Raw genomic sequence first — 25,625 nt, forward strand, 5'->3', positions numbered from 1 at the left:
ATGCTACATAACGAGCCCAACCAAGAACTTTATTTGGTTGGGCTTGTCTCGTATAAGGTTATTTCAATTTCTTCTGCATCAAACTATCTGTCTTTTGCTTCAATTCCATGTCGTAATTATCGGCTTTTTCCTTGATTAGCTTGATAATTTTTTCATCACGATGAATGTCAAACACATCATTGAGCCATAGAATGTCCTTAGAACTACAACCTCTCCATACCCTGATGATACGGAATTTCAAGGCATCATCCTTGTATTGTTGTTTGCTTTGCCACAGGAAATAGTTGCCGACCAAAGAAACAAAACAAAGGACAGATACTGCTACCATATAAGTAAAGACTTTCGAGGACTTGAGGTCAAAGCTGTGTCTGTGAATATGTTCCTGCGGTATTGGATGCTCTTTCTTCTCCTGCCATTCGTGCAACATGGTCAAGACGCTTGCCACCAATTTGTCCATAGATTTAGCCTCCTCGTCCTTGATGCGCACTTGCACACCAAGATACTTGTTAATCACTTCTTTTGTTCGCTGTTCATACTGATTGAGCAATTCCTGTTCCATCTGTTCGTCACGTTGTACAGGTGGAGATGGAACAGGAAGAAAAACAGAACCGTTCTCCTTTTCTTTCAGTTCCTTTAGTTCCCTGTAAATTGTCTCCAGTTTGTTTTTGATTTCCTCAAATAGAGCAAATGTATTATTATCAGCCATAGTTATAAATGTATTTTACGTTTTTTCTTTTTCTTCTTTTTGTCGAGTGTGTTGTAAACCTCCGCAGGGACAGTACCATGAGTTTGAAATAAATCCAATCCTCCTTCGATGAGCTCGTTGGCTATTTCGCTCGTAACACTTGCAACATTGGAGATGAGGTTTACCATTCCTTGCATCTGTTGTTCGTGTTCCCGGTTATTCTGGTGCAAGGCAAAGTCTATCTTGGAATAACTGAAACCCCTATCCACTTTAGAGCCATTGAAATGATAACCGTTCTTTTCAAAGATGATACCTTGAACTTCCTGTGAGTTGCCTTTGTACTTGAAACGGACACCAATATCCTGCTTTCCCAAATGACTAAGGAGAGTTGTCCAATTCCTGCACCGAGCAATCTCTGCTTTCAACGTCTGATAGATTTCATACTTGGTCTTGTCAGGTTCTTTCAGTCGGTGTTCTTTGACATTCTCCTTACCACCAGCGAAGTACAAGCTATATTTAGCGGTCAGTTCCTTGCAAATTTTCTCACTTCTGAATCTGTCGTTACGGTCAGAAATAGTCTTGCCATTATTGTCTATCCGATTGAAAGCTATATGAATGTGTGGATGTTCCTTGTCGAAATGGCGACCGATAATGTACTGCGTATCTTTTATTCCCATCTTCTCCATGTATTCACGAGCGATCTGCGCCATCCATTCATTGCTGAGCTTGGAAGAATCCTGTGCCGAGAAACTCAGAGAGATATGCCCCACAACCTTGCTTACTCTTGGATTCAGTTCTGTCTGGTCGATGAGACTTTGGACAATATGGTTGATGCTCTCCGTTCTCACTCCGGAACTATCAATGAGTTCCGTTCCTTTCTTCGGGTCAAGGATGTAATTAATAACTCCCTTGAAGCCCGAACCTTTCATTATCTTGGCTATCATCTTCGTATCAGATTTAATATTTCATCTATCTTGCCAATGACGATTTTATGGAAAGGGACAACGGCATGAAAACCTTCTGCATTGGCGCGATGCGCCAACTGATTGAGATTGTTTGCCATTCCGCACAGTTTACGAATGAAGTCTGCCTGCTCAACCGTAAGGCGTTCAATGACGTTTCCTTTATCAAGAAGTTTTCTTATAAACTCACTCATGGTTACTCCTGCGCCTTTGGCTTTACCTTTAAGCGTATAATAATCCTGCGTATTCAGTTTTACCGTGATACGGTATTTCTTCTTTTCGGCTACGCCCTTGGTTGGACGACCACCTTTTTTATATTCTGTTTTTATCATACTTGTTTCTTTGATTTGATTTGATGGAGACCAGCGGGATAATCCTCTGCAACGACTGTCAGGAGGTGGAGCAAGTGGTTTTGGTATGCCCAAAACATAAACTTGCTCCCCGAAAAACAGATTACGCAAAGCAAATCCTACAATCATAGCTTAATCCCTTTGATTTTCTTGTTTTCTGCTTTCTCTGAATGCTTAATTTTAGCACACAGATACTCGTTCAAGTCCTTGTAGCCATTGTATAAAGTTGATGCATCCACAACAGAATTTTCTAATTCCTTTGAAAGTTGCAGGTAGGCATTTCTTCCGGCATTGTCATTGTCCAAGAAGCATTGAACACTATCATATTGCGACAAGCGCTCTAATGCCTTTTGGATATTTGACACAGAATTGAGTACCAAATAATCTTGCCGCTTTAATCCGTCATTCTCCTTTCTTCGGAGCGTCATAAATGAAAGAAAGTCTATGAAGCCCTCGAAAACAAAACATATTTTCTTTGGTTCTTCTGCATAGAAATGGCTGATGTCTTTTGGTGCAATGCAGCCTTTGAAGAACGGATTGCGTATTTCGTAGCCACCTGCGATATTGGGAAAGCCAATACCAAAGTAATGCTTACCCCTTGTATCAAAGTGCAGCTCCTTACACACAGTTCTTGCCGTTTCAATATCAATACACCTTTCTTCAAGATATTTGATAAGGGCTGGATGAGTGATAGGAAGCACCTGAAGATGCTCAAAAGAGTTCTGCGGTGTGGTTGGCTTGACTGTGGGCAGACTGCCTGACACGCTGCTTGGTGCGTTACGCTCTATCTGATGAATGAGATACGACACGTCCGAAGAGTTGTAGAGCAACTCTGCAAGGGTGATGATATTGCCACCTCTGCCAATACCGAAGTCATACCATTGATTGATTTCTGTATTTACCTTGAACGATGCGTGTTTCTCCGTTCTTAATGGAGAAAGGTACATGAGGTTGACACCATATTGTTTTACGGGTTTACAGCCCATTGCTGTAAGAAAGTCCTGCAACTTAATTTGTTTGATTTCCTTTATATTCATGATTGTAGGAAGTTAAAGTGATAAAAAAAATGATGAATTGATGAATTTGATTTTATCTATATGGTTATCAGATGGTTTTGCACTCATCGCACCCTCATCGTACTACTCAACAAAATGGAGTTGCTGCCGAAAAAGAAAACACAATCCTTTTCTTTTTTCATCAGCAGAATATCCACGACGAGCAAAAGATGAGAAAGTAAACGGTTTATACTGAATACTTTATATAGTTTATTCATCATTTCATCAAAATAATGGATATAAAATTGTTTAGAGACTCTTAAGCTGCTTCTTAGTAATAGTATAGAACCTGCCAGTTCTTCTGATAGGAGAGTAATACTGCGGAGCGTTGTAACTGAGTTGGTAGGTGGTGTAGGTCAGCGTATTGGACACAGGCGTGAGTTTCCAGATGTCCTGCACAATCCTCCTTATCTGCCCTTTGTCATACTTGCATTGCGTATTACTCAAAAGTGGCATCATGTCATTGATGCAGAAAGAGACTTCCTCAACGTTATTTATCTCCATGATGTCAAGGCATAACTCGGACATTTCAAGTTCCAACTTGTTTCGGTTACTGCGGATGATGCGCTGCAAGGCAGGAGTAAAAGTCAGTTGGGGCGAAAACCACATACGGCTCTCTTTATGGGTAGAGAGCGTGCGGTGTTGCAGGAAATAGAGAAAGGCAGGAATTTCGGCTTTCAGCTTTTGCAGAAAGTCGGTGTCATCGCTTTTAAGACGCTCTATCTTCCTTACCCAATATCGGGTTTCTCCCACGTCTATGATGACTGGGAGTAACTCGTTATTGGAACACAACACGAACTTGGCAAAGAAGGAGATTTCATCTCGGTCTTTACCCTTTGCTTCCACTTTATAGGAAAGTGTTGTACTGAGATTTTTCAACCGTTCACTATCCTCCCTACGGTTGAGCAATACTTCGTCCACAACAATAAGCAGTTTGCCTGCCCAGTCTACGTTGAACTGACTGCGAAAATCCTCGTTGGTGTTGAAAGTAACATTGTTCTGAAAAACAGCTTTGAGGAAGTTGAGGAACGTACTCTTGCCTGTATTACGTTCCTCTGATACCATCAAGAGAATGGGGAGTTTCTGCACGGGTTGGAGATAGAGCAATTGCAAGTAATCCATGCCCAACTCGTATTGTTCCCCGAAGATATGCCTTATCAGGGATTCGATGTGTAGGAACTCTCCTTCTTTTGGCTGGTGTCCTATCGGCTCGTAGAGATTCAGAAACTTGTCAACCACTGGTTGATAGTTCACGTGGTTAGGTACGGTACAGAAACCATCGTACTTCGGGACAGTGGCAATGAAGTTCTTACCATAGTCCTGCCGTAGCGTCTCATTGTTCCACACGATACGCTTCTTGACAAAACCGCCATTGATGCGTGGTTGGTTCACAATCTTATATAAGGTTGTGCCAACACGGATAAATTCTTCCTGTGCCATGAGCTATTTCTGCATTAAGGGTTTGTTGCCCATGATATACCTTTGAGCCTCTTGATTTATCTGTGCTGTGGTCTTAATAGGATTCTGCCGTAGCCACGCTTCAAGTTCTGCCTTCTCAAAATAAAGCATTTTACCTTGTGGCTTGTAATGAGGTATCAGATTTCCCGATGTGAGTTTGTAGAGATAACTCTTTGAGAGGTTCAAGAATCTGCTGGCTTCTTCAAAACTCAGCACGTTCTTATTCATGAATACCATTTGTTCGAGTTCTTCAACTCGAGTTTCTAATGTCTTGTTCATATTGAAAACATTTTGAATTAAACAACATGAAGGTGCACCTTCGCTAATTATTTGTTAACGAGGGCAAAATTAGAAACGATAAAAGTAAATGGCGTTGAGCAATGTTTGAGGTATCAACCTATGCTCAACCTTTTTTCAGTTGTTTGATGTAGTTATCAATGGTTTCCCATCCTTTCGGCTGCTTCATGTTGATTTGGTCTGTTGCGGTGGAAAGGTCGGTGCGTGTCAGTGGCGTATCTTTTGTTTTCCCCAAGACAAATTCATTACGAGCAATCGCAGATTGCCATTCATCAGTAATGAACCCTCGAAGATTAAGACTTTGCATGAGATATGCCAGCTGGCGATTGTTGTTTGATTTCAAAACACCTTTTAGTTTACAAGCAAAAAAGTCTTTGAGTATCTTGGCAGATATGTGGGTCGTGAATAATTGGATTTCGTTGATGCAAGCGGTAAGAATCTCAATTTGCTCATCTGTAAACTCGGATTGAAATGGATTTATTCCTTTACCAACGATGACCGGTTTCTTTTTCTGCTCACATGGTTCATCGTTTATCAAGACAGAAGAGCGAGACCGATCAGTTTGTACCTCTGTCAATTCAATTCGTTCTATTTCTGCCATGAGGTATTTTGCGTATCGTTCATATAGAATTGCATCGACAAGATACGAAAACATCGGCAGAGCATCATTATATAAGGTGTGTGTCTCAATGTATTTCGCATATTCAAACGAAGATACAGAGAATGAGGTATATTTCTGTTTTTGTTCTTTGGTCAGTGATTCAAAGAAAGTGCTTTCCCACAAAAAGTTATCATCTGTATAGTATTTCTCTACACATGTAAGGGCAGGATAATTTAGATAAATGGAAGAAAGATCGTCTGTTATTCGGATATATTCTTTTTGTAAAATCTCTTTAAACTGCATATTGCTTACACAGCTCTTTTTCCTCAGAATATTTCCAATGAGCACATTGTAGGTCTGGGTAATGCAGTAGTTTAATATTCGTTGAATACTGTCAAGCTGTATCTTTAGATTGTCATTTTCCATTTTTGCAATTTTCTAAGATAGGTATTGTTTACAAAGATAGGGCATTCGTTGGAGAAAAAGCCAAGGAAGGGAAAGAAACAGAATAAAAAGGGAAGAGTTGTCGTTAATTAAATATAAAACTAAGTGGCGAAAAACTATAAAAGTACACCTTTTTCTTTGTTTTGTTACAAAGTACACTTTTAGTACATATTAAAAAAGAAAAGCCCCTTGTAAATCACTGATTTACAAGGGGCTTGTGGTACAGATCCGGTACAAGATAGTGAAAACAAGAGAAACGAAAAGAATATATAATACTGATAATCAGTAATTTGAGTTTTGGTAGTGTCCTATAAAAGTGTGTAAGCCCATTTTATTCTTATCTTTGTATTTGAAAACCATAAAGAAAGGAACAAATGAAGCTTACACATTCACAAATTTCGGAAATTCTTTCGAATTACACAAGCAGTAGCGAGGGTTTTGTTACCCTTCAGTCTTTAATTATGAACTCTCTGATGTTTCATGAACGGGAGGTGTTCGTCAGTGCAAACGGCAATGAGCAATACAACGGTTTCCGTTCTCGACGTTGGTACAGTCACGGCTTTGAGTTTTCCCTGCGTATCCCTCGCAGCCGCAGCGGCAACTTCTATCCCGTTCTCCTGGGCCTGATACGCAATGAAAGCGAGGAACGTGCGAGGCTGTTCAACCTTCTCTATACCAAGGGACTTACTACGCAACAGATAGGTGAGATCTCCGACAGCATCTATGGCCGCGCTTACAGCAAGCAGCAGGTTTCCTGTCTGTCCAGGAGTTGCCGTGAGGACGTTGAGCTGTGGCTGGGCCGTGCCTTGTCCCCGCATTACCTGGCCGTCTACATTGACGCTACCTTTATCTCCACCCGCAGGGACGGGCAGGTATGCAAGGAGGCTTACTATACCATGCTGGGGGTGTTGGAGGACGGAAGCAGGGAGGTGCTCACTGTAGTCAATCATCCCACGGAAGGGGCCGTATGCTGGAAAGAGGAGCTTGAGGCGTTGAAGGAAAGAGGCGTCGAAGGGATTGACCTTGTCGTTTCCGATGCGCTGCAAGGCATAGAGAATGCCGTCTGTGCTGCCTTTCCGCAGGCAGCACATCAGTTCTGCGTGGCACATGTCAAGCGACAGATACTTGGTAGCGTATCCTATAAGGATAAGCCGGCAGTGGCCCAGGAACTTGGCGAAGTGTTCTCCTTGGAGAACAAAGAGATGAAATCCTTGCAGGGATACGAACATTTCATTACTTTTGTGAACAAATGGGAAAAGAAGTACCCAACCTTGAGAAGGTATAAGGCGGAGCGTAACGCAGCTTACTTCACGTACATGGACTTCCCCATAGAAGTACAAAGGTGCATATACACCACCAACTGGATTGAAAGGTTAAACAGAAAATACAAGAGAACCATAAGTATGAGAACCTCTATGCCGTCAGACAAGGCAGTGATATTCCTATTGGCTGCTGTGGCTATGGAGGAAACAAAGAAAACATATCCCAGAAGAGTATATCAATTTAAAAACTGGAAAGAGAGAATAAAAAACGAATGGAAAGAGAGAAGAGAATAGAAGGAATACTTACACACTTTGAAAGACAGTACCTGAGTTTTTCTTATTTTTGCTAAATTAGCCTATTCTTGCCTGTTTTTTGTTAGATAGTACACTTTGATTTTCAAGACTTTTTAGTATCTTTGCAAAATAAGAAAACACCTGAAAATAAACGAGTTAATGATTTTACTCGGTTTGAAATGTGTGACGAGCATTTATCCTTTGCGCCTGTATTGTGGTCTGCGTTTCTGCGATGTGAAAGACTTAACCTATAAGAATATCGACTATACCAACCATCTTTTGAAGTTTGAGCAGAATAAAACCAAAGGACATTCTGCCAATAGCGGTGTGGTTATCCCTTTGAACGATGGTTTGCTTTCATTGATAGGAGAAGATCCAGAAAACTTAGATTCATCCATTTTCAACTTACCCACTTATGAGAGCTGTTGCAAATCAGTAAAACGGTGGGTAAAGCGTGCAGGAATCAATAAACACATCAGCTGGCACATGGCACGCCATACATTCGGTACGTTTGCTTTGAGTGCGGGAATTCCTATTGAGAGTATCGCCAAGATGATGGGACACGCTTCAATCGCTAGCACACAGATATAATTGCATAGAAAGGCAACTTCTTATCATCGGCTAAAATTCGATATTCAAACCGGCAGAAGCATAAGGAGATACTTGGAAATAGCATGACCTGTCCCGAAACATACTCTTTAAGCTCCTGTCAGTGATTTCCGCAGGGCGTATGACATGAATGCCGGCCGTGAGGGGAATAGAGATGCGTTTGCCGAGTTTTATTTCGGGGCGGAAGCCAGCGATAATGTATTGGTGGGAGAAGATTTTGTCTTTTCCGTCCTGCACCATCAGCGCCATTTGTCCCTTCATTTCCGCCACGATGTTCAGACTTAAATGTCTGTTCGCATTATATCCCGCCGACATTTCCACACCGTCCATCATCGAGATTTTTACGGTATATTTTCCAGCCGTCGCCCAGTTCAGGTAAAAGGCGGGGAACAGCATCGGATAGCCGAAGGAGTTATTCAAAACAATCCCCCCGCCCAATTCAAGATTCGGTTTCAGATGATAGATGAAAACCACTCCCACACTGCCTAAAACGTTCTTGAACCTGATTTTGGAAAGCTTAGTGCTCGGCATATAAATGCCGCCTCCGACGGTGGTGAGCATCGACCATCTGTCATTCAAAGGCCTTAAATGATTCAGGCTCAGGCCGAGGTTCATTATCTCGTCGATGACCAAAGGCTCCGTGAAACCTTTGTTATCGAGCCTTACATATGCTCCTCCCACACTGAGTGCCCACATGGTAGGGCGTTTGTTTTCATCGAGTTTCATCGACAGCGGAATATTGACACCGCCCTGATAAACAACCGCCGAACCTTTGCTGTTTCCCACTTTCCTGTCCGTATCGCCTTCTGTCATTCGATAATCCGATTCTCCGAAATATTCGGTTTTGAACATGATTTGGGCATTTAAGCCCGTGCAGGCAGCCATCATTAATTCTAAAAGCAATATTTTTTTCATCTTGGTATTTATGAATGAATAATAATAATCTGCCACAAAGTTATATGTCCGACCGCCATTTGCCAAAATCTCTTTGACGAATCACAGCTTTACCTTTGACGAATAATAATATATCTTTCATTTAATCCGTTAACTTTGCAGTATGAATATTGACTTGATAAAAAAAGACCGATACATTATTATCCCATTTTGGATATTGATGTTTTTTATTTTCTGGCTTCAGGTGATGCCGCAAACGGCGTCGGCACTCGAATCGGTGCTGTTTGCTGCACTTCTGATCATTACGATATGCCCTGTTGCCAACTACCTGAGCGGACCTTTGCTGCTGCGAGCCATGAAACAGAAAGAAGCAGGGCGGTTTGCCGGGCAGTTTGTCGCGTTATCGCTGGTTGTGGGACTTGTCTTCGTGAGCTGCATCGAACTGTTTTCCGGTTTGGAAAAGGCGGGAGTGTTTCTCGTGTCAGGCTGTTTCAACTTGTCAGCAACGCAACCTTACGCCTTTTTCGTACCTGTTTCGGCGGGTGTTATCATCAATATCGCCATTTGTGGACTGCGTTTCTTTTTGGAATATGTCAGGTCGCAGCAGCGGCTTGCCGAATATCGGTTGTGCACGCTCAGGCATCAAATGACGCCTCACTTCATGTTCAACGTGCTGAACGACATACACGTGCTGATGCAGACCGATGTGGAACTGGCGTCGGAACTGCTGATAAGGTATTCCGAGATATTGCGTTATCAGCTGTATAGCGGGGACAGGCAAAGCGTAACGCTCGGCGAGGACGTGCAATTCCTGAAAGATTTTATTGCCGTGGAGCAGTTGCGCCGGGACGACAGGCTCACGGTGTCGTGTTCGTGGGAGATTGAAAACGCACAGGTGGAAATCCCGGCATTGCTCTTCATTGCGTTTGTGGAAAATGCGTTCAAGCATGTTGCCGGTGCTGATATGGAAAAGGGATATATCGATATTTGTCTGCGGCAGGCGGGCAGTACCATCTTTCTTGAAGTAAAAAACTCTAAACCGGCATTGCCTGCAAGAAGAACAGATACGGGAGGGAGGGGACTTAAAAACATAAAAGAGCGGTTGGATATACTCTGTTTCGGAAAATATGACTTGACAATCGATGAAACGGAAAACTGCTATCATACAAAACTTGTAATTGATTTCTAAACCGATGGTGGAAACGATATTGAAAACGAACCCGTACAGGATGAAATGTTTGGTGGTGGACGACGAGTCGATTGCCGTAAAAGGAATTGCGAACTATATCGGAAAGTTGGATTTTCTGGAAGTTGCCGCTTCCTGTTCGTCGGCGTCGGAGGCAGCCGAAATCCTCCGAAACAAAGAGATTGATCTGATGTTTCTGGATATTAACATGCCCCGTCTTTCCGGATTGGACTTTTTGGAGTCGTTGGATAAACCGCCATTGACCATCATCACCACGGCATATTCGGAATATGCGCTCGATGGTTTCCGATTGCACGTTACAGATTATCTGATGAAACCCATTGCCTTTCAGCGCTTCTTTCAGGCGGTATCGAAAGCACGGGAGATGTTTCTCCTGCAAAGCGGACGCGAAGAAACAACGGCTCCGGGCATGTATATCAGGCAGGGAGATTCCTTCAAGCGGATTGCATGGGAAGACATTCTTTACGCGGAGGGTATGCAGAACTACGTAAGACTGCATTTCGAGGACAGGGTTTTGACCATTCACCAAACCATGACGTCTTTAGAAGAAATGTTGCCCCGAGAAGCCTTTTTCAGAATACACCGCTCCTTTCTTGTCAACATATCCCATATAGATACCATTTCGGGAGGGCGGATTTTCATGGGCGGGAAAGAACTTCCCGTCTCAAAGCAGCGAAAAGACGAGCTGTTGCGGTCTGTTGTGTATAAGAATCTGATAAGTAAATAGCAATGACAGTACGAGAAACTCATTGAGAGTTCTCTTGTATGTGTACCAAAGGCAGTCGATATGGGAGCAGAATCCTTTGCAGAGTATGAATAATAAAGAAATTCAAGTATGTATGGCAAACTTCCGAATAAAATGGGATCACTCAATAAGAACGAGAGTGTGTCCAAATGGTCATATTCTCTTTTTCTGCACAAAGCCCCGACTTTCTCAAGCCAGGGCTTTACTATTTCCTAAAGTTTTTATACCTTTAGGCATTCGAAATTACAATGCCAAAGATACACTTTCGTTCTTACATACACAACCAAATGCAAAGAATCGACAAAGATATTGTGAAGTGCCCCCAAATCGTATCGGCGGATAACTTAAGCAATACAAAAAAGGAGGAGCGCATCACTTTGCACTTGCTTATGGAATTCGCCAGGGAAGAGTTGTCGTTAATTAAATATAAAACTAAGAGACGAAAAATCATAAAAGTACACCTTTCTCTTTGTTTTGTCATAAAGTACACTTTTAGTACGCCTTGAAAAAGAAAAACCCCTTGCAAATCAAGGATTTACAAGGGGTTTGTAGTACCCAGACCCGGGCTCGAACCGGGATGGGTTTCCCCACTGGTGTTTGAGACCAGCGCGTCTACCGATTCCGCCATCTGGGCTTAATTAGCGGTGCAAAGGTAATATATTTTTTGGAATTAGCAAAGTTTTACTTGAAAAATATTAAAATTCTTGCCGGTGCAAAAAATATTGGTTATATTCGCAATATAATTTTAAATCTGTAATTATGACAAGCAGGCTCAATAATGACTATTGCGTTATTCTGGCAGGGGGGAAGGGACGGCGACTTTGGCCTTGCAGCCGTGCTGAGAGGCCGAAGCAATTCATTGACTTCTTCGGATTCGGCCGTACGCAATTACAGCAAACCTTTGACCGGATTGCGCAGATTCTTCCCAAGGAGCATATTTTCATCAATACCAATGAGTTGTATGTGGATTTAGTGAAGGAGCAGCTGCCTGATATCTCCGACGACCGCATCATGGCGGAGCCGATTCACCGGAATACAGCACCGAGCGTGGCATGGGCGTGCCATCGTATCGCCCATCTCTGCCCCAATGCCAATCTGCTGGTTACGCCTTCCGATCAGGCTGTGAACAACGAGAGGGCTTTTTTCCAGAACATTGAGGAGGGCTTCGAGTTTGTGCAGGACAATGACGGGTTGCTCACCTTAGGCGTGAAGCCTACGCGTCCGGAGCCAGGGTATGGTTATATTCAGTTGGGCGATGAGGCTACCCATGACATCTACAAGGTGAAATCCTTTACGGAAAAGCCCGAGCGAGAGTTTGCCAAGATGTTCCTCGACAGCGGGGAATTCTATTGGAATACAGGTATGTTCCTTGCTCGGACATCCTATCTCCGTGAGTGTTTTTATAATTTCCTGCCGTCTATTCTGCGGGTTTTCGACCGCGACCATGCCGACTGGACCATTGCGGAAGAGAATGAGTTTATCCGTGCGAATTTTCCTTCTTACCCCAACATCTCCATCGATTACGGAATTCTGGAGAAGTCAGAGCGCGTCTTCGTGCTGAAGGGCGACTTCGGATGGGCTGACCTGGGCACTTGGCACAGCATCTACGAGGCGATGATGAGGAGCGAAACCGATAATGTCGTCATCGATTCGGAGGTGATGCTCGACGACGCCCACAACAATGTCATCAAGCTGCCGAAGGGCAAGTTTGCCGTTATCAATGGGCTTGACGGCTATATAGTGGCTGAGGGCGAAAATGTGTTGCTGATCTGCAAGAAGGAGGATTCCTCGTCGTTGGTTCGCAAATATGTGAACGAAGTGCAGATTCGGAAGGGTGATGAGTATATCTGAAGCTTTCTGGCGAGCGGCTTGCTGTCGTGAGGAGACCTCGGGTTAGAGGGTAAAAAAGGCTCTCCCGGAAAAATTTCCGGATGAGCCTTTCCGTTGTCTCGGCACTTCTCTTCCTTCAAGGAATGGCTGTAGAGTGCGGTTTCCTATTGTTTCCTGAACTCTTCGAAGATTTTGTCGGCGATGGCCTTCATCTCTTCGTCTTCGAGCTTCAGGTGGGGCTTGCCAAAGTTGATGTCGCCCTCTGAGTTTATCGGAATCAGGTGAATGTGGGCATGTGCTACCTCGAGCCCCAGCACAATCTGGGCCACCTTCCTGCAAGGGATGGCTGCCTTGAGGGCTTTTGCCACTTTTTTTGCGAACAGCTCGAATTCCGCCAGCTCGTCGTCGTCCATGTCGAAGATATAGTCTGTCTCCTTACGGGGAATCACCAATGTGTGCCCCTTCGCCACCGGGCTGATGTCGAGGAAGGCATAGAATTTCTCGCTCTCGGCGCATTTGTAGCTGGGAATCTCGCCGGCCGCAATCTTCGTGAATATAGTTGCCATATTGCCTTATGGTTTTAAGTTTCCGGTTTTTTTAGTCAAGCCTCTAAGGAGATGCTGTCGATACGCAGTTTGATGGTGCCGCGGGGAATCTTGATTTCCGCGATATCTCCCACCTTCTTGTTCAGCAGGCCTTGGGCAATGGGGGTCTTGATGGATATCTTACCCTCTTTGAGGTTAGCCTCGCTCTCGCTGACGATGGTGTAAGTCATCTTCGCCTTGGTTGCCATGTTGGTCATCTCCACCTTGGTGAGAATCTGTACGGAGTCCGTGCTCAATCGGGTGGTATCTACGATCTTGGCTTCCGCTACGGTTATTTTCAGCTGGTTGATTTTCCCCTCGAGGCGGGCCTGGGCCTCCTTGGCCGCGTCATACTCCGAATTCTCACTCAAGTCTCCCTTGTCGCGCGCTTCTGCGATGGCAGCCGATGCTTTCGGGCGCTCTACTGCTTCGAGCTCATGAAGCTCTGCTACGAGCTTGTCGTAGCCTTCCTGTGACATGTAAGCCATAATCTTTCTATTTAATTTTTTATTGTTATCAGGCAGTTGGATGATTAAAATAAAAGAATTCCAACAACCTTTGCCGGCGTCGGAATTCATTATCTCCTAATGTCCTGTTGTTTCAATATTGTTGTGCAAAGGTAGGAAATTAAAATGAAAGCGCCAAGCGAAAATGCGAAAATCTTCTTTTTGGAGGTTGATTTATGTCAAGAAATGCCATGTGGCAGTATAAAAAGCAGGGCAAAAGCTTGGTTGTTTGCGCAAACAATCGTAATTTTGCCATGTGTTTTTCATAGTATTAGATTTAAGGTTAACAAGGTAGGGACTCGGCGGAGTCCCATTTTTTATGTTCTTAGGTTTTATTCTGAGCAATTTTCCTGCAGGCGTGTATCATGTATCGGAATAATCTCTTTCCCAGAGAGAGTTGTCTCTTTGCATCCGTAGGGATAAAAGAAAAAGGGGCGCCTCATAGGAAGCACCCCTGTGGAATCGTCTGTTTTCCTTGCTTAAATGCCAAACTTGTATCCTACGGTGATCTGGAATACGCTGTTCTTGCTGTCTGAATTCTTAAACACTTTGGATACTCCCCAGTTGTAGCGAGTGTCAAGCACGAAGTTCTGATATTCGTAAGACAGTCCTACGGGGATAGAAACATCTACCGCGTTGGGTTTTGTGTTGTCTTTGGAAACGCAGAAGCCTGGTTGTACGCCCAACTTTACAGCGAGTCCCTTCACGACATATACATTGGCTATGATGGGCACATTGATATATCCGAGGTTAAGTTTCGCGTCACCAGTACTGATATTTCCGAAGATAGGCAGGGTTATGTTTGTCCCTTCCCACTTTGCTCCTTGCATGGAATAGAGGAGACCTCCTGATAGGCTGAAGATATCTGTTACCTGATATTCTGCCTCTGCCCCGAATACAAGTCCTAATTTTGCGTCAGCATTAGCATCCGTAAGATTGGCAATACTGAGTCCGGCCTTGGGCTGAATGGAGATAGAACCTACAGCGTTCTGTGCAAATGCTGCAACTGAAGACAGCATTAAGGCTGCCATTAAAATAACTTTCTTCATAATAACTCTTATGTTTAAAGGTTTCATACATTGCCTGCAAATTAAACAAATAATATTCATTCCTGCAAATTTTTCTTTCATAAAATTACTTTTCAGCCATTTTAAATTCCGTTTTGCAGGGAAACATTCTCCATGAGCATCTTGAAAGTAGGGTTTAGAGAGAGCGTTTCCGGGTTACCTGTCAGGATGAGTTGTTCGCGTGCTCGTGTCATGGCCACGTTCAGTTTGCGATCGATGAGACGGCCGTCCTCCACGAAGGTGTTGCTTGTCAGGAAGTCGAGTTGGTACTGGTGTTGGATGGTGAACGAATAGATGATGACATCCCGCTGGCTGCCTTGATAGCGTTCCACGGTGTCGATGCTCACCTGTTCAAGTTCGGGAATGTCGAGCCGTGCTATTTCCTGGCGTATCATGGCGATCTGGTTGCGGTAGGGCACGATGACGCCCACCGTCTTCCGAGGATCGAAACGTCGGCCGTAGAAGCGCCGGATGCGGCGCAGCAGGTCGCTCACGAGGGCTGCCTCCTCTGTGTTCACCTTATCTGATAGGTGTGGCTGTCGGCAACCCTTGGAGGGTAGGAAGATCACGCGGTGCGCTTTCAGTTGCTCGTCGAGGCTGTCTTCGGCGGTAAGCGTGTAGCTTAGGCAGCTTTCCAGTTGATGCTTCAGCGGCACAGCTTCCAACTGTTCGTGGCGGTAGAACATTTTGCAGGGAAATTCTGCAATGTCGGGGTGCATGCGCCCTTGCTTGCGAAGAATGCCGATGAAATTGCTGCGCCCCACTTTCCGTTCCCAGCGCAAGAGTCGCTCAAAGAGCGAGTTGCGACAGTTGTCGAGGCAGATGGCTCTTAATGTAGGTTCTTCCACCTCCGATTCGCTCGGGTCCTGCTGTACTACGGCCGGTAGTTGCTTATGGTCTCCTACGAGGATGAACCGCCGGATATAAGGCTCGTGGTTGTGCCCGCAGAGTAGTCCAACGATGTTTGGCTCTAGTATTTGACTCGCCTCGTCGATGATGGCGAGGTCGAAATGCTTCAGGTTGAATAAGGTTGCGTTCGACTGCATGGCCGTTGTGGTGGCTACAAAGATGCGCGTGTTCCGGATTTTCTCCTTGATTTGCGCCAGCAGAGGTAGTTCCTCCACGGCGTATTTGATGAGATGTGGGCGATAGCGGGCATCGCACGAGAATTCTTGTCCTATGCGCAGGTAGTCGAGGTGATTCTCTTCTAGCATGCCGCAGATTTCATCCACGGCACGGTTGGTATAGGAGAGAAGGAGCACGGAATGGTTTTCTGTGGCCAGTTCTTCCCTTACTAGGTATTGCAGGGCTAGCGAGGTCTTGCCTGTTCCGGGAGGTCCCACGAGCAAGAAATAGTCCTGCGCCTGCTTGGCTCGCAGCAGGATGTCGTCGTAGTCGGGGTGGTAGAGACGGGTGAGGGCGAGATTTCTGTCGATTCTTGGCTCTCGTTGAGAGAGTAGTAGGGCCTTACGGTCGGGTAGGGTAGAGGCGAATTGCGCTAGACTGCGCACTTGTGCGCCGTGCCCCATGTCGCTGTGCTCTATGGCGAAGGCCTCTCCACGAATGATGTCGGGATTCTGCTGCCCATCTGAGAGGTGAACGACGAGTAGGTCGGTATGGATCTCCGCGAGGCATCCCTTGAACAGGAGGGCGTTCCGCACATCAGGCGTTTCGTCTCTGCGGTAGGCATATAGGTAGACGAAATCGCCCTGCCGGAAGTTGGGGAGAAAGTCATCTCCTTGGGTGGGCACGCTCAGCGTGATGGTGTCGAAGCCGTTGTAAGGGGTGCTTTTCTCCTTTTTTAGAATGGTGAGGTCGGTATAGATGCTGCCTGTCTCTCTCTTCTCAGCCAGCGGCATGTTCCAGAGATCGGCACAGGCGTTGCCTTGCCCTTCCTGCGCGCCTAGTCGCGAGGATAGCTGTTCGCGGTAGACAAAGGTCATCATGCGGCACAGATAGGCTCGTTCTAAGGGCTTTAGGTCGTGCAGGCGGTCGGTGATGCGCTTGATTTCGGGCTCTTTCCAGCGACAGAAAAACTCCGCTTTGCACGCGTCTTGCAGAAAAATTCGGGGCTGTAGGTGGTCGATCACCTTGTCGAAGCCGTCCTGCGCCATGTGGAATTCATTCCATACCACTTGGTTGCGGAATCCGATGGCCTCGCGAAAGAGCTTTTGATAGGCATGCACCCTTACCAACCCGTTAGGCAGCGGATAGCGTGAATAGAGTAGGTGGAGGTCTGCCTGATTGGCTGGTAGGCGAAAATTATGGAGCAGTACGCCGTAGTAGAGGAGCAGTTGGACATAGTGTTCCTCCTTTTGGAAGCTCCCGTGCTCGTTCGGGAAGTTGCGTTCGATGTTGAAGTTCTTGCCTGATTTCTGTTCCACGAGCAGCTGCATGTCGGTTGTCATGAGGTCCACGCGCCCTTGGATGCCCAGCTTCTCGCATACGAACGACGGCTCTAGGATGGCCTTCGAACGGTCGTAGCCTCCCTTCTGGTCGTCGAAGAGCGTGCCTACGATTTCTCGGATGTTCACCGATTGGCGTAGGATTGCCGCCTTGAAGTCTTCTTTCTGATTCAGGTCCGGGCAGGTGCAGTAGTCTAGAGCTTGCTCCTTAAAGTTGTTTCGGAATGTTTTTTCCCAATGATAGTCGGCCTGTTGGTTGATGATGTCGTCCAATGCGCTACCCGCGAAGTTGCCCACGAGGATGGCTTGAGAGCTTGCCTTGGGTGCGAGTTGGTTTAGAAGGTAGGAAAAAGGGTGGTGCCCATAGTCTTGAAAGCAGCGCGCAATGGCAGAGATGTCTAGCAAATAGTCGGGCTCGAGGATGATGAGAGAGGGACGAACGAGCGAAGCGGTCGTCTCGCAGTCTATCAAGTTCAGTTGCATGCCTTCTCTTAAGAGTCCTCGGAGGTGGCTGAGGTGCTCGGCAGAGTAGTCCACCGTCAAGGTCTCTGTCGGTGATTCGTGGTCCGGAAGCACTTCGATTTCAATATCGCTGAAGGCCTTTACAATGCAGCGGATGCGGCGGTAGTCTATGTGATGGTGCTCGGCGAGTGGCTTGCGCGATACGGGAATGCGCCCAACGAGATATCCCGGGACGTCGCAACAGCAAACGGCGGAGATGAAAATAGCCGCCGCTCGGCAATCGTAGAGCAGTTCTTCTGGTTGGAGCGACTGCTTCCGGTTGCTGTTGCGGCGCATGCGCTGGATCTCAATGCGGTCGCTCGGGGCCACCCGATGCAGCTTGCAGAGAAAGTCTACCTGTGAAAACAGATTGCCAAAGGCATGTCGCGTGCCGCTCAGTCCTTTATGGCAGGTCAGCACGAGGGTCTCGTGCAGCATCTTGTTGGCGTCCGCCCTTTCCGCTTCTTGCAGGTTGAGGATCGTTTCGATGCGGCGGAAGAGTTCTTCGGGGGTGATGTTCTTCTCGGGTTGAAATGCCATTTCGTCTTCTTTATTATTGCAAATGTACCGAAAATATACGGAAAATGCTTATCTTTGTGGTTGAAAATTAAGATACTATGGACAAAAAGGATTTCATGCGCAGGGCCATAGCCTTGTCGGAGGAAAGTGTCCGAATGGGGGGCGGACCTTTCGGCGCGGTTATCGTGAAGGATGGGGAGATCGTCTCCGAGGCGTCAAATAGCGTTACCCTCGACCACGATCCTACTGCTCATGCAGAGGTGAATGCCATTCGCAAGGCCACCCAGAAGCTGGACACTTTCGATCTTGAGGGCTGCGAAATCTATACTTCGTGCGAACCGTGCCCCATGTGTCTGGGTGCTATTTACTGGGCTCATCTCGATCGTATCTATTATGCCAACGACCGAAAGGATGCTGCCCGCATCGGTTTCGACGATGATTTCATCTATAAAGAGATCGCCTTGAAACCCCAGGAACGCCATAAGCAGATGGAGGTCTTACTGTCTGAGGAGGCTAAAGAGGCGTTCCAGATGTGGGAGGCCGATGGCGACAAGGCGGAGTATTAATGGCTTTTTAGGAGATTACACACGGTGTGTAACGATGTTACAAGCCGTGTGTAATCGTGTTACAAGCCGTGTGTAATATGGTAGGGAGTCATCTCCCGTCTGTACATGGATGCTTTCGAGTGCGCCTTATTGCCCTCCTAAGCGTTCAAAATAGGTGAGAATCTCCTCCCAAGTCTTGAACTCATCGCTGTCGAAAGCTAGGCTCGTGCCCATGAATCCATCGTCGGGCGTCTTCGAAATCCTATAGTCTCCATAGAGCAATCGGGGTTGCTGAGTGTAAACAACATGGTTCCAGGCCGGCGTGGAGAGATATGCTTCAATCCATGCGCTGGCCTCTCGGAGTAATTCCGGCTCGTTTGTGGGAGCCGGAGAGATGATGTAGACGTTGTAATTCTCTATCAGCGACCGATAGGTCTTCCGCATGCTTGGCCGGTCTTTGCCGTAGTTGTCTCGCAGCGTGTCAAGGTCGAGGTAGACGATGGGGCGCTCTCGCTGCTCCTGACGGTCGTCTATCCATCGAATGACGGGTAGCACTCCATTCATAAACGACTCGTCTGTCATGCGGTGCTCACCATGGAAGTGGATCGCTTGGGGATAGTGTGAGCGGAACAAATCGTAGGTATTCACAACGGAATCCTTGTCGCCGAAGAGTCCGAAGACGTGCCCCTGTTCCTCGGGAGTGATGTCCTGAAAGCAATGGTAGGTAATCTCCTTATACTCCTTTACCAAGGCCTTGGTTACGATGAACTCTTGAACGCCGTCTTGCCGCGGATTCTGGAAGGTCTGCTTGCCCACCATGCCATGGCTGGCCATGGTCTCTCCCATCTCGAAAGCAGGGTTTACGAGGATGCGGTCATAGCCTCTGAGCATCTCGGCATACATCCCTCCCATTGAGGTCCCGATGATCAAGTCAGGTTTTTCAGCATCCGTCTTTTCTCGAAGGAGTGCCATGGCTTCCTCGGGATGCAGTGGCAGGTCGTAGGCGATGACCTTTGCTTGGGGGAAGGTCAGGGCAATTCGCCTCACCGTTCCCGATTGCGCCGAGGAACCGAAACCGTGTACATACATGATTTTCTTGTCTTTCATCAGGTCGGGAAACTGTTTTATGTACTGATTTTCCATATCTTATTTCGCTTGATATTGCAAAAGTAATATTTTTTTTTTATCTTTGTCGCAGATAAACTAAAAACGTAAAAAGATACGGATAAGATGAAAAAGCAGGTATTATTAGCGGCTTTGTGCTTGGCGATGAATGCGCATGCACAGAGGGGAGGCGGTCCGACATGGACGGAGTGGCAGGATCAGCAGGTGAACGAGGTAAACAGATTCCCGCTGCATACCAACTTCTTTGCCTATGAGTCAGAATCCGAAGCTTTGAAGGGAGCGAAGGAGAAGTCTTCTAACTTCCTTTCTCTCGATGGTGTATGGAAGTTTCAGTTCGTGGAAAATGCTGATCAGCGTCCCACGGATTTCTACAAAACCGATCTCGACGACTCATCGTGGAAGACCATTAAGGTGCCGGGCATGTGGGAGTTGAACGGCTATGGAGACCCCGTCTATGTAAATGTAGGCTTCGCATGGAAGGGACATTTCAAGAACAATCCTCCCTATGTGCCCAACGAACACAATCATGTAGGCTCTTACCGGCGTACCATTACCATCCCGGCAGACTGGGATGGCAAGCAGGTGATAGCGCATTTCGGATCGGTAACGAGTAACATTTATCTCTTCGTCAATGGCTGCTATGTGGGCTATGCGGAAGATTCTAAGATGGCCGCAGAGTTCGATATCACCCCTTATATTAAGAAAGGTGAGAACCTGTTGGCGTTCCAAACCTTCCGTTGGAGCGACGGCACCTATCACGAGGACCAGGACTTCTGGCGCCTTTCGGGTGTAGCACGCGAGAGTTACTTATTTGCTCGCGATGCGAAAGTCCATCTGGACAACATCAAGATAACGCCCGACTTGACGAACGGGTATGCTGATGGCACGCTTGACGTTAATGTGGCGGTGAGCGGGAAGCCTGTCGTAGACTTCCAACTGCTGAACGCCAATGGAATTGTAGTGGCAAAGAGTACGGCCGATTTTAAGAAACACGGCTATGGGAACATACATTTTACGCTTCGGAACGTGAAGAAATGGACTGCCGAAATTCCCTATCTCTTCACCCTTTTGGCAACCGTCAAGTCTGGAGGAAAGGTTGTTGAGGTGATTCCTCAGAAGGTGGGCTTCCGCAAAGTGGAGATCAAAGGCTCACAACTTCTCGTAAATGGCCAGCCTATCTACATCAAGGGAGCCAATCGGCACGAGATGGATCCCGACGAAGGATATAATGTAAGCTATGATCGCATGGTTCAGGATGTAAAGCTGATGAAGCAGTTGAACATCAACGCAGTGCGCACCTGCCACTATGCTGACGATCCCCGTTGGTATGATTTGTGCGATGAATACGGTCTCTATGTATGTGCCGAAGCTAATCAGGAGAGCCACGGCTTTGGCTATGGGGAAAAGGCCGTCAGCTACGGGAAGTCGTTCGGTAAGCAGATTCTTGAGCGCAATCAGCATCATGTGGAATCGTTCTTCAATCATCCGAGCGTCATCATCTGGTCGATGGGCAACGAGACGGCCGACGGACCGAACTTCACGGCCGCCTATCAGTGGATTCGCCAGACCGATCCTTCTCGTCCCATTCACTGGGAGAGAGGCCTGAAAGGCGCCAACACTGATATCTATGCGGAGATGTATCAGTCGCCGGAAAGTTGTGAGAAATATGCCAAGAGCACGAAGCCCGATGATCAGAAGCCACTCATCATGTGTGAGTATGCTCATGCAATGGGTAACTCGCAAGGCGGGTTCAAGGAATATTGGGACCTTGTCCGAAAGTATCCGAAGTTCCAGGGAGGCTACATATGGGACTTCGTGGACCAAGCCCTGCACGGCGTAGACAAGAATGGAGTGAAGATTCTGACCTATGCCGGCGATTACAACGACTGGGATAACAACGACGACAAGAACTTCAACAGCAACGGATTCATTACTGCCGACCGCGGGCTTCATCCTCATGCCTACGAGGTAAAGCATCAGTATCAGAACATCTGGGTTACCCCTGTCGACCTCCGGAGCGGCAAGATAAAGGTGTATAACGAGAACTTTTTCCGCGACTTGAGCAACTATAAACTGGCATGGAGCATATTAGAAAATGGAAAACCAGTGAAGAGCGGTGTCGTGGAAGACATCAATGTGGCGGCTCATCAGACGCGCGAACTCGTTATTCCCTATACGCTCAACGGTCTTAATCCTGACGCGGAGGTGCTCTTGAATGTGGAGTTTCAGGTGAAGGAAGCGGAGCCTTTCCTCCCCTCGGGTTATGAGGTTGCCCAGCAGCAGTTTGCCATCCAGCCCTATAAGAGCGGTGCGCTGATGCTGAATGACGACGGATTCCTCGGGGAACAGGCTTGGACAAAGAAGCCGAAGGTGTCAGACAAGAAAAAGGACGCTACTCTGGATGTCAAGGGGGAGCGCTTCTCAGCCTCGTTCAACCGGCAGAGCGGACTGCTGGTTGCCTATAGCGTGAACGGGAAGAGCCTCCTCGGCGAGGGTGGTTGTCTGCGTCCGAATTTCTGGCGCGCTGTTACTGACAACGATATGGGAGCCGGTCTGCAGAATCGCTACAAAGCCTGGAGGAATCCGGTGATGAACCTGAAGGGGCTGACGGTTGTCCCGAAAGGTAAGTCTACGACGGAAGTTACCGCCCGGTATGATATGCCCGAAGTGGGCGCAAGCCTGACACTGGTCTATAGCATCTATGCCAACGGACAGTTGAAGGTGGTGGAGCGCCTCGTTCCGAACGCTGGCGCGAAAGCCAGCAACATGCTCCGCTTCGGTATGGTGGCCGACCTTCCCTATGGTATGGACAAGAGCGAGTTCTATGGTCGCGGGCCGATAGAGAACTATATCGATCGCTGCACTTCCCAGAATATCGGCATCTACAGGCAGTCGGCAGATGAGATGTTCCATCCGTATGTCCGTCCGCAGGAGACGGGAACTAAGACCGATATTCGTTGGTGGAAACAGACCGACGCCGCGGGTGTCGGCTTCCAGGTCGTGGCGGAAAAGCCTTTCTCCGCTTCGGCACTGCATTATGACATCAAGGATCTGGACGAGGGCGATGTGAAACATCAGCGTCATTCGTCGCAGGTGCCGAAGTCTAAGTACACAGAGCTTTGTATCGACGAAGTTCAGGCTGGCGTTGGCGGCATCGATAGCTGGAGTGCCGATGCCGAGGCTCTGCCCCCCTATCGGGTGGAATTCAAGGAGCGCACTTTCACTTTTTGGATTATCCCATTGAAATAAGCGGTATCCGCTTGAGCTGAAGACGGCTTTCTATCTTCCTGGCTACGGCAAACAGGATGGTGGAGGCCGTCTTTAGCATTACTTTTTCTTCGGTTTATCAGAAAAATATAGTATCTTTGCGTCCATATAATGTTAAGACGAGAAGTCTGATTCGTTAGTTATATAGTTTATAATGTTATTTAAACCATGGCAAATTTGAGATTTGAAGCAGTAACGGCGGCTTTCAAGCAAAGGCCGGTTAAGGTCGTGGCTCCCAGTGAGAGGCCGTCGGAATACTTTGGGAAGTTCGTTTTCAACCGTGCGAAGATGTACAAGTATCTTCCGGCGGACATCTATTCCAAGCTGGTGGATGTCATTGACAATGGCGCAACGCTCGATCGCTCAATCGCCGATGCGGTAGCGGCGGGAATGAAGCAGTGGGCACAGGAGAACGGGGTAACCCATTACACCCATTGGTTCCAGCCCCTCACGGAGGGTACGGCAGAGAAGCACGATGCCTTCGTCGAGCACGACGGCAAGGGCGGAATGATAGAAGAGTTCTCCGGAAAGCTGCTTGTCCAGCAGGAGCCGGATGCCTCAAGCTTCCCTTCCGGAGGAATCCGTAACACTTTCGAAGCCCGTGGTTACTCGGCCTGGGATCCCACGTCGCCCGTCTTTATCATAGACGACACGCTTTGTATTCCCACTATTTTCATTTCTTATACGGGTGAGGCACTCGACTATAAGGCACCTCTGCTCCGTGCGTTGCATGCCGTGGATGTGGCTGCCACTGATGTCTGTCATTATTTCTATCCGGATGTAAGGAAGGTGAAGACAAACCTTGGCTGGGAACAGGAGTACTTTCTTGTTGACGAGAATCTCTATGCCGCTCGTCCGGACCTGCTTCTTACGGGGCGCACATTGATGGGACACAGCTCGGCCAAAGACCAGCAGATGGACGACCACTACTTCGGGACCATCCCGGAGCGGGTTCAGGCTTTCATGAAAGACCTCGAGATACGCGCCCTCGAACTGGGAATTCCCTGTAAGACACGGCACAACGAGGTGGCTCCTAACCAGTTTGAGTGCGCCCCGATCTTTGAGGAAATGAACCTTGCGGTCGACCACAATATGCTCTTGATGAGCCTTATGAAGCGTGTGGCACGCAAGCACGGCTTCCAAGTGCTTCTTCACGAGAAGCCGTTTGACGGCGTCAATGGCTCAGGCAAGCACAATAACTGGTCGCTTTTTACTGATACGGGCATACTGCTTCACAGCCCGGGCAAGACTTCGGAGGATAATCTTCGCTTTGTCGCGTTCATCGTAGAGACCCTGATGGGCGTCTACAGGCATAATGGCCTGCTGAAAGCTTCCATCATGAGTGCCACGAATGCGCATCGCCTGGGCGCCAACGAGGCTCCCCCGGCCATCATTTCCTCCTTCCTCGGGAAGACGATTTCAGAGCTGCTCGACCACATCGTGAAGGCCGATAAGAATGATCTCTTCAACATTCAGGGCAAGACGGGCGTGGAGATTGATATTCCCGAGATTCCCGATATCATGCAGGACAATACCGACAGAAACCGTACTTCGCCCTTTGCTTTTACCGGTAACCGCTTCGAATTCCGTGCCGTAGGCTCCGAGGCAAACTGTGCGAGTGCCATGATAGCCTTGAATTCGGCGGTCGCAGAGGCACTGACCGACTTCAAGATGCGCGTGGATGTCCTCATCGCGAAAGGCGAAGACAAATACTCGGCCATCCTGGAAGTCGTCAGGGAGGACATCAAGACCTGCGCTCCCATTCATTTCGACGGAAACGGGTATTCGGAAGAATGGTTGGAGGAGGCTGCCCGCCGTGGTCTTGACACCGAGCAATCGTGCCCGCTGATCTTTGATCGTTACCTCGACGAGGCCAGCGTCAATATGTTTCAGAGCCTCGGTGTGATGAGGCGCAACGAGCTTGAGGCACGCAACGAGGTAAAGTGGGAGACTTATACCAAGAAGATCCAGATAGAAGCCCGGGTGCTGGGCGACCTCTGCATGAATCACATCATCCCCGTGGCTACTCATTATCAGAGCCAGTTGGCGAAGAATATCCAGAACATGATAGCCATTTTCGGCACGGAGGAAGGCAAGCGACTGAGCGAGCGGAACATCAAGATCGTTAGGGAGATAGCCGAGCGTACCGCCGCCATAGAGAAGGGAGTGGAGGAGCTGGTGAGCGCCCGCAAGGTGGCCAACAGGATCGAGACGGAGCGCGAGAAGGCGATAGCCTACCACGACACGGTGGAATCCAAGTTCCATCCGATTCGCTATCAGATAGACAAGTTGGAGCTGCTGGTGAGCGACGAGCTTTGGACGCTGCCGAAGTATCGCGAGCTCCTGTTCATCCGGTAGCGGCTCGCATGGATGCTATAATCCCCTTGCCGGCAGGCCGGCAAGGGGATTATAG

At 47.5% G+C, this 25,625-nt stretch carries 20 protein-coding genes, 1 tRNA gene and 1 pseudogene; 8 read left to right on the top strand and 14 right to left on the bottom strand.

Features of this window, described 5'->3' with window-relative positions:
* Positions 1–58: 58 nt before the first annotated feature.
* The 7 genes from C7120_RS04875 to C7120_RS04910 form a co-directional block, all read right to left on the bottom strand.
* Positions 59–706, bottom strand: coding sequence for a hypothetical protein (locus C7120_RS04875; protein WP_107620597.1), 648 nt, complete (start codon positions 704–706; stop codon positions 59–61).
* A gap of 2 nt (positions 707–708) precedes the next feature.
* Positions 709–1,629: a relaxase/mobilization nuclease domain-containing protein gene (locus C7120_RS04880; RefSeq protein ID WP_107620194.1), complete on the bottom strand. Its 921-nt coding sequence runs from the start codon at positions 1,627–1,629 to the stop codon at positions 709–711.
* Entirely contained in the window at positions 1,626–1,979 is a 354-nt protein-coding gene (gene mobC / locus C7120_RS04885) for a plasmid mobilization relaxosome protein MobC (RefSeq protein ID WP_107620598.1), read from the bottom strand. The genes C7120_RS04880 and mobC overlap by 4 nt, the downstream gene beginning before the upstream one ends.
* A 143-nt stretch (positions 1,980–2,122) precedes the next feature.
* Entirely contained in the window at positions 2,123–3,034 is a 912-nt protein-coding gene (locus tag C7120_RS04890) for a toprim domain-containing protein (protein ID WP_004354396.1), read from the bottom strand.
* A 267-nt stretch (positions 3,035–3,301) separates the two neighbouring features.
* Positions 3,302–4,492 (bottom strand): primase-helicase family protein, encoded by a 1,191-nt coding sequence (locus C7120_RS04900; protein WP_004354431.1) that lies wholly within the window; start codon positions 4,490–4,492, stop codon positions 3,302–3,304.
* Between the two features lie 3 nt (positions 4,493–4,495).
* On the bottom strand, positions 4,496–4,789 hold the full coding sequence (locus C7120_RS04905) for a helix-turn-helix domain-containing protein (protein WP_004354446.1): 294 nt from the start codon (positions 4,787–4,789) through the stop codon (positions 4,496–4,498).
* Between the two features lie 124 nt (positions 4,790–4,913).
* On the bottom strand, positions 4,914–5,834 hold the full coding sequence (locus C7120_RS04910) for a hypothetical protein (protein ID WP_004354444.1): 921 nt from the start codon (positions 5,832–5,834) through the stop codon (positions 4,914–4,916).
* 392 nt (positions 5,835–6,226) lie between these two features.
* On the opposite strand from C7120_RS04910, the gene C7120_RS04915 reads away from it, so the two are divergent.
* Positions 6,227–7,408, top strand: a complete 1,182-nt coding sequence (locus C7120_RS04915; protein ID WP_004354393.1) for an IS256 family transposase — start codon at positions 6,227–6,229, stop codon at positions 7,406–7,408.
* Between the two features lie 187 nt (positions 7,409–7,595).
* Positions 7,596–7,999, top strand: a pseudogene (locus C7120_RS04920) (site-specific integrase); the annotation flags it as partial.
* Between the two features lie 30 nt (positions 8,000–8,029).
* Here the strand turns inward: C7120_RS04920 and C7120_RS04925 are convergent.
* Positions 8,030–8,932, bottom strand: a complete 903-nt coding sequence (locus C7120_RS04925; protein WP_036877353.1) for a DUF6268 family outer membrane beta-barrel protein — start codon at positions 8,930–8,932, stop codon at positions 8,030–8,032.
* A 199-nt stretch (positions 8,933–9,131) separates the two neighbouring features.
* On the opposite strand from C7120_RS04925, the gene C7120_RS04930 reads away from it, so the two are divergent.
* The gene (locus C7120_RS04930; protein WP_233247026.1) at positions 9,132–10,100 is read left to right on the top strand and encodes a sensor histidine kinase; all 969 of its coding nucleotides are present in this window, start codon (positions 9,132–9,134) and stop codon (positions 10,098–10,100) included.
* Positions 10,101–10,104: 4 nt separating this feature from the next.
* Complete coding sequence (locus tag C7120_RS04935) at positions 10,105–10,845, top strand: LytTR family DNA-binding domain-containing protein (protein WP_023983920.1); 741 nt, start codon at positions 10,105–10,107, stop codon at positions 10,843–10,845.
* Between the two features lie 570 nt (positions 10,846–11,415).
* Here C7120_RS04935 and C7120_RS04945 read toward each other — a convergent pair.
* A tRNA-Leu gene (locus tag C7120_RS04945) sits at positions 11,416–11,497 on the bottom strand.
* Positions 11,498–11,622: 125 nt separating this feature from the next.
* Here C7120_RS04945 and C7120_RS04950 point away from each other — a divergent pair.
* Complete coding sequence (locus C7120_RS04950) at positions 11,623–12,714, top strand: mannose-1-phosphate guanylyltransferase (RefSeq protein WP_107620599.1); 1,092 nt, start codon at positions 11,623–11,625, stop codon at positions 12,712–12,714.
* A gap of 143 nt (positions 12,715–12,857) precedes the next feature.
* Here C7120_RS04950 and C7120_RS04955 read toward each other — a convergent pair whose 3' ends face one another.
* The 4 genes from C7120_RS04955 to C7120_RS04970 all read right to left on the bottom strand — a co-directional run bounded on the left by C7120_RS04955 (position 12,858) and on the right by C7120_RS04970 (position 18,296).
* Positions 12,858–13,259 (bottom strand): HIT family protein, encoded by a 402-nt coding sequence (locus C7120_RS04955; protein WP_107620600.1) that lies wholly within the window; start codon positions 13,257–13,259, stop codon positions 12,858–12,860.
* A gap of 35 nt (positions 13,260–13,294) precedes the next feature.
* The gene (gene greA, locus C7120_RS04960; protein WP_107621395.1) at positions 13,295–13,765 is read right to left on the bottom strand and encodes a transcription elongation factor GreA; all 471 of its coding nucleotides are present in this window, start codon (positions 13,763–13,765) and stop codon (positions 13,295–13,297) included.
* Positions 13,766–14,262: 497 nt separating this feature from the next.
* Positions 14,263–14,832: a porin family protein gene (locus tag C7120_RS04965; RefSeq protein ID WP_107621396.1), complete on the bottom strand. Its 570-nt coding sequence runs from the start codon at positions 14,830–14,832 to the stop codon at positions 14,263–14,265.
* A gap of 101 nt (positions 14,833–14,933) precedes the next feature.
* Positions 14,934–18,296, bottom strand: coding sequence for a DEAD/DEAH box helicase (locus C7120_RS04970; protein ID WP_107620601.1), 3,363 nt, complete (start codon positions 18,294–18,296; stop codon positions 14,934–14,936).
* Positions 18,297–18,373: 77 nt separating this feature from the next.
* On the opposite strand from C7120_RS04970, the gene C7120_RS04975 reads away from it, so the two are divergent.
* The gene (locus tag C7120_RS04975; RefSeq protein ID WP_107620602.1) at positions 18,374–18,841 is read left to right on the top strand and encodes a nucleoside deaminase; all 468 of its coding nucleotides are present in this window, start codon (positions 18,374–18,376) and stop codon (positions 18,839–18,841) included.
* A gap of 126 nt (positions 18,842–18,967) precedes the next feature.
* On the opposite strand, the gene C7120_RS04980 is transcribed toward C7120_RS04975, so the two are convergent.
* The gene (locus C7120_RS04980; protein ID WP_107620603.1) at positions 18,968–19,963 is read right to left on the bottom strand and encodes a YqiA/YcfP family alpha/beta fold hydrolase; all 996 of its coding nucleotides are present in this window, start codon (positions 19,961–19,963) and stop codon (positions 18,968–18,970) included.
* A gap of 87 nt (positions 19,964–20,050) precedes the next feature.
* Between C7120_RS04980 and C7120_RS04985 the strand changes: the two genes are divergently transcribed.
* Together C7120_RS04985 and C7120_RS04990 are read left to right on the top strand one after the other, a co-directional pair.
* On the top strand, positions 20,051–23,194 hold the full coding sequence (locus tag C7120_RS04985) for a glycoside hydrolase family 2 TIM barrel-domain containing protein (RefSeq protein WP_107620604.1): 3,144 nt from the start codon (positions 20,051–20,053) through the stop codon (positions 23,192–23,194).
* Positions 23,195–23,380: 186 nt separating this feature from the next.
* Positions 23,381–25,570, top strand: a complete 2,190-nt coding sequence (locus C7120_RS04990; protein ID WP_107620605.1) for a glutamine synthetase III — start codon at positions 23,381–23,383, stop codon at positions 25,568–25,570.
* Positions 25,571–25,625: the final 55 nt, after the last annotated feature.

Source organism: Prevotella sp. oral taxon 376 (assembly GCF_003043945.1).
Lineage (GTDB): Bacteria > Bacteroidota > Bacteroidia > Bacteroidales > Bacteroidaceae > Prevotella.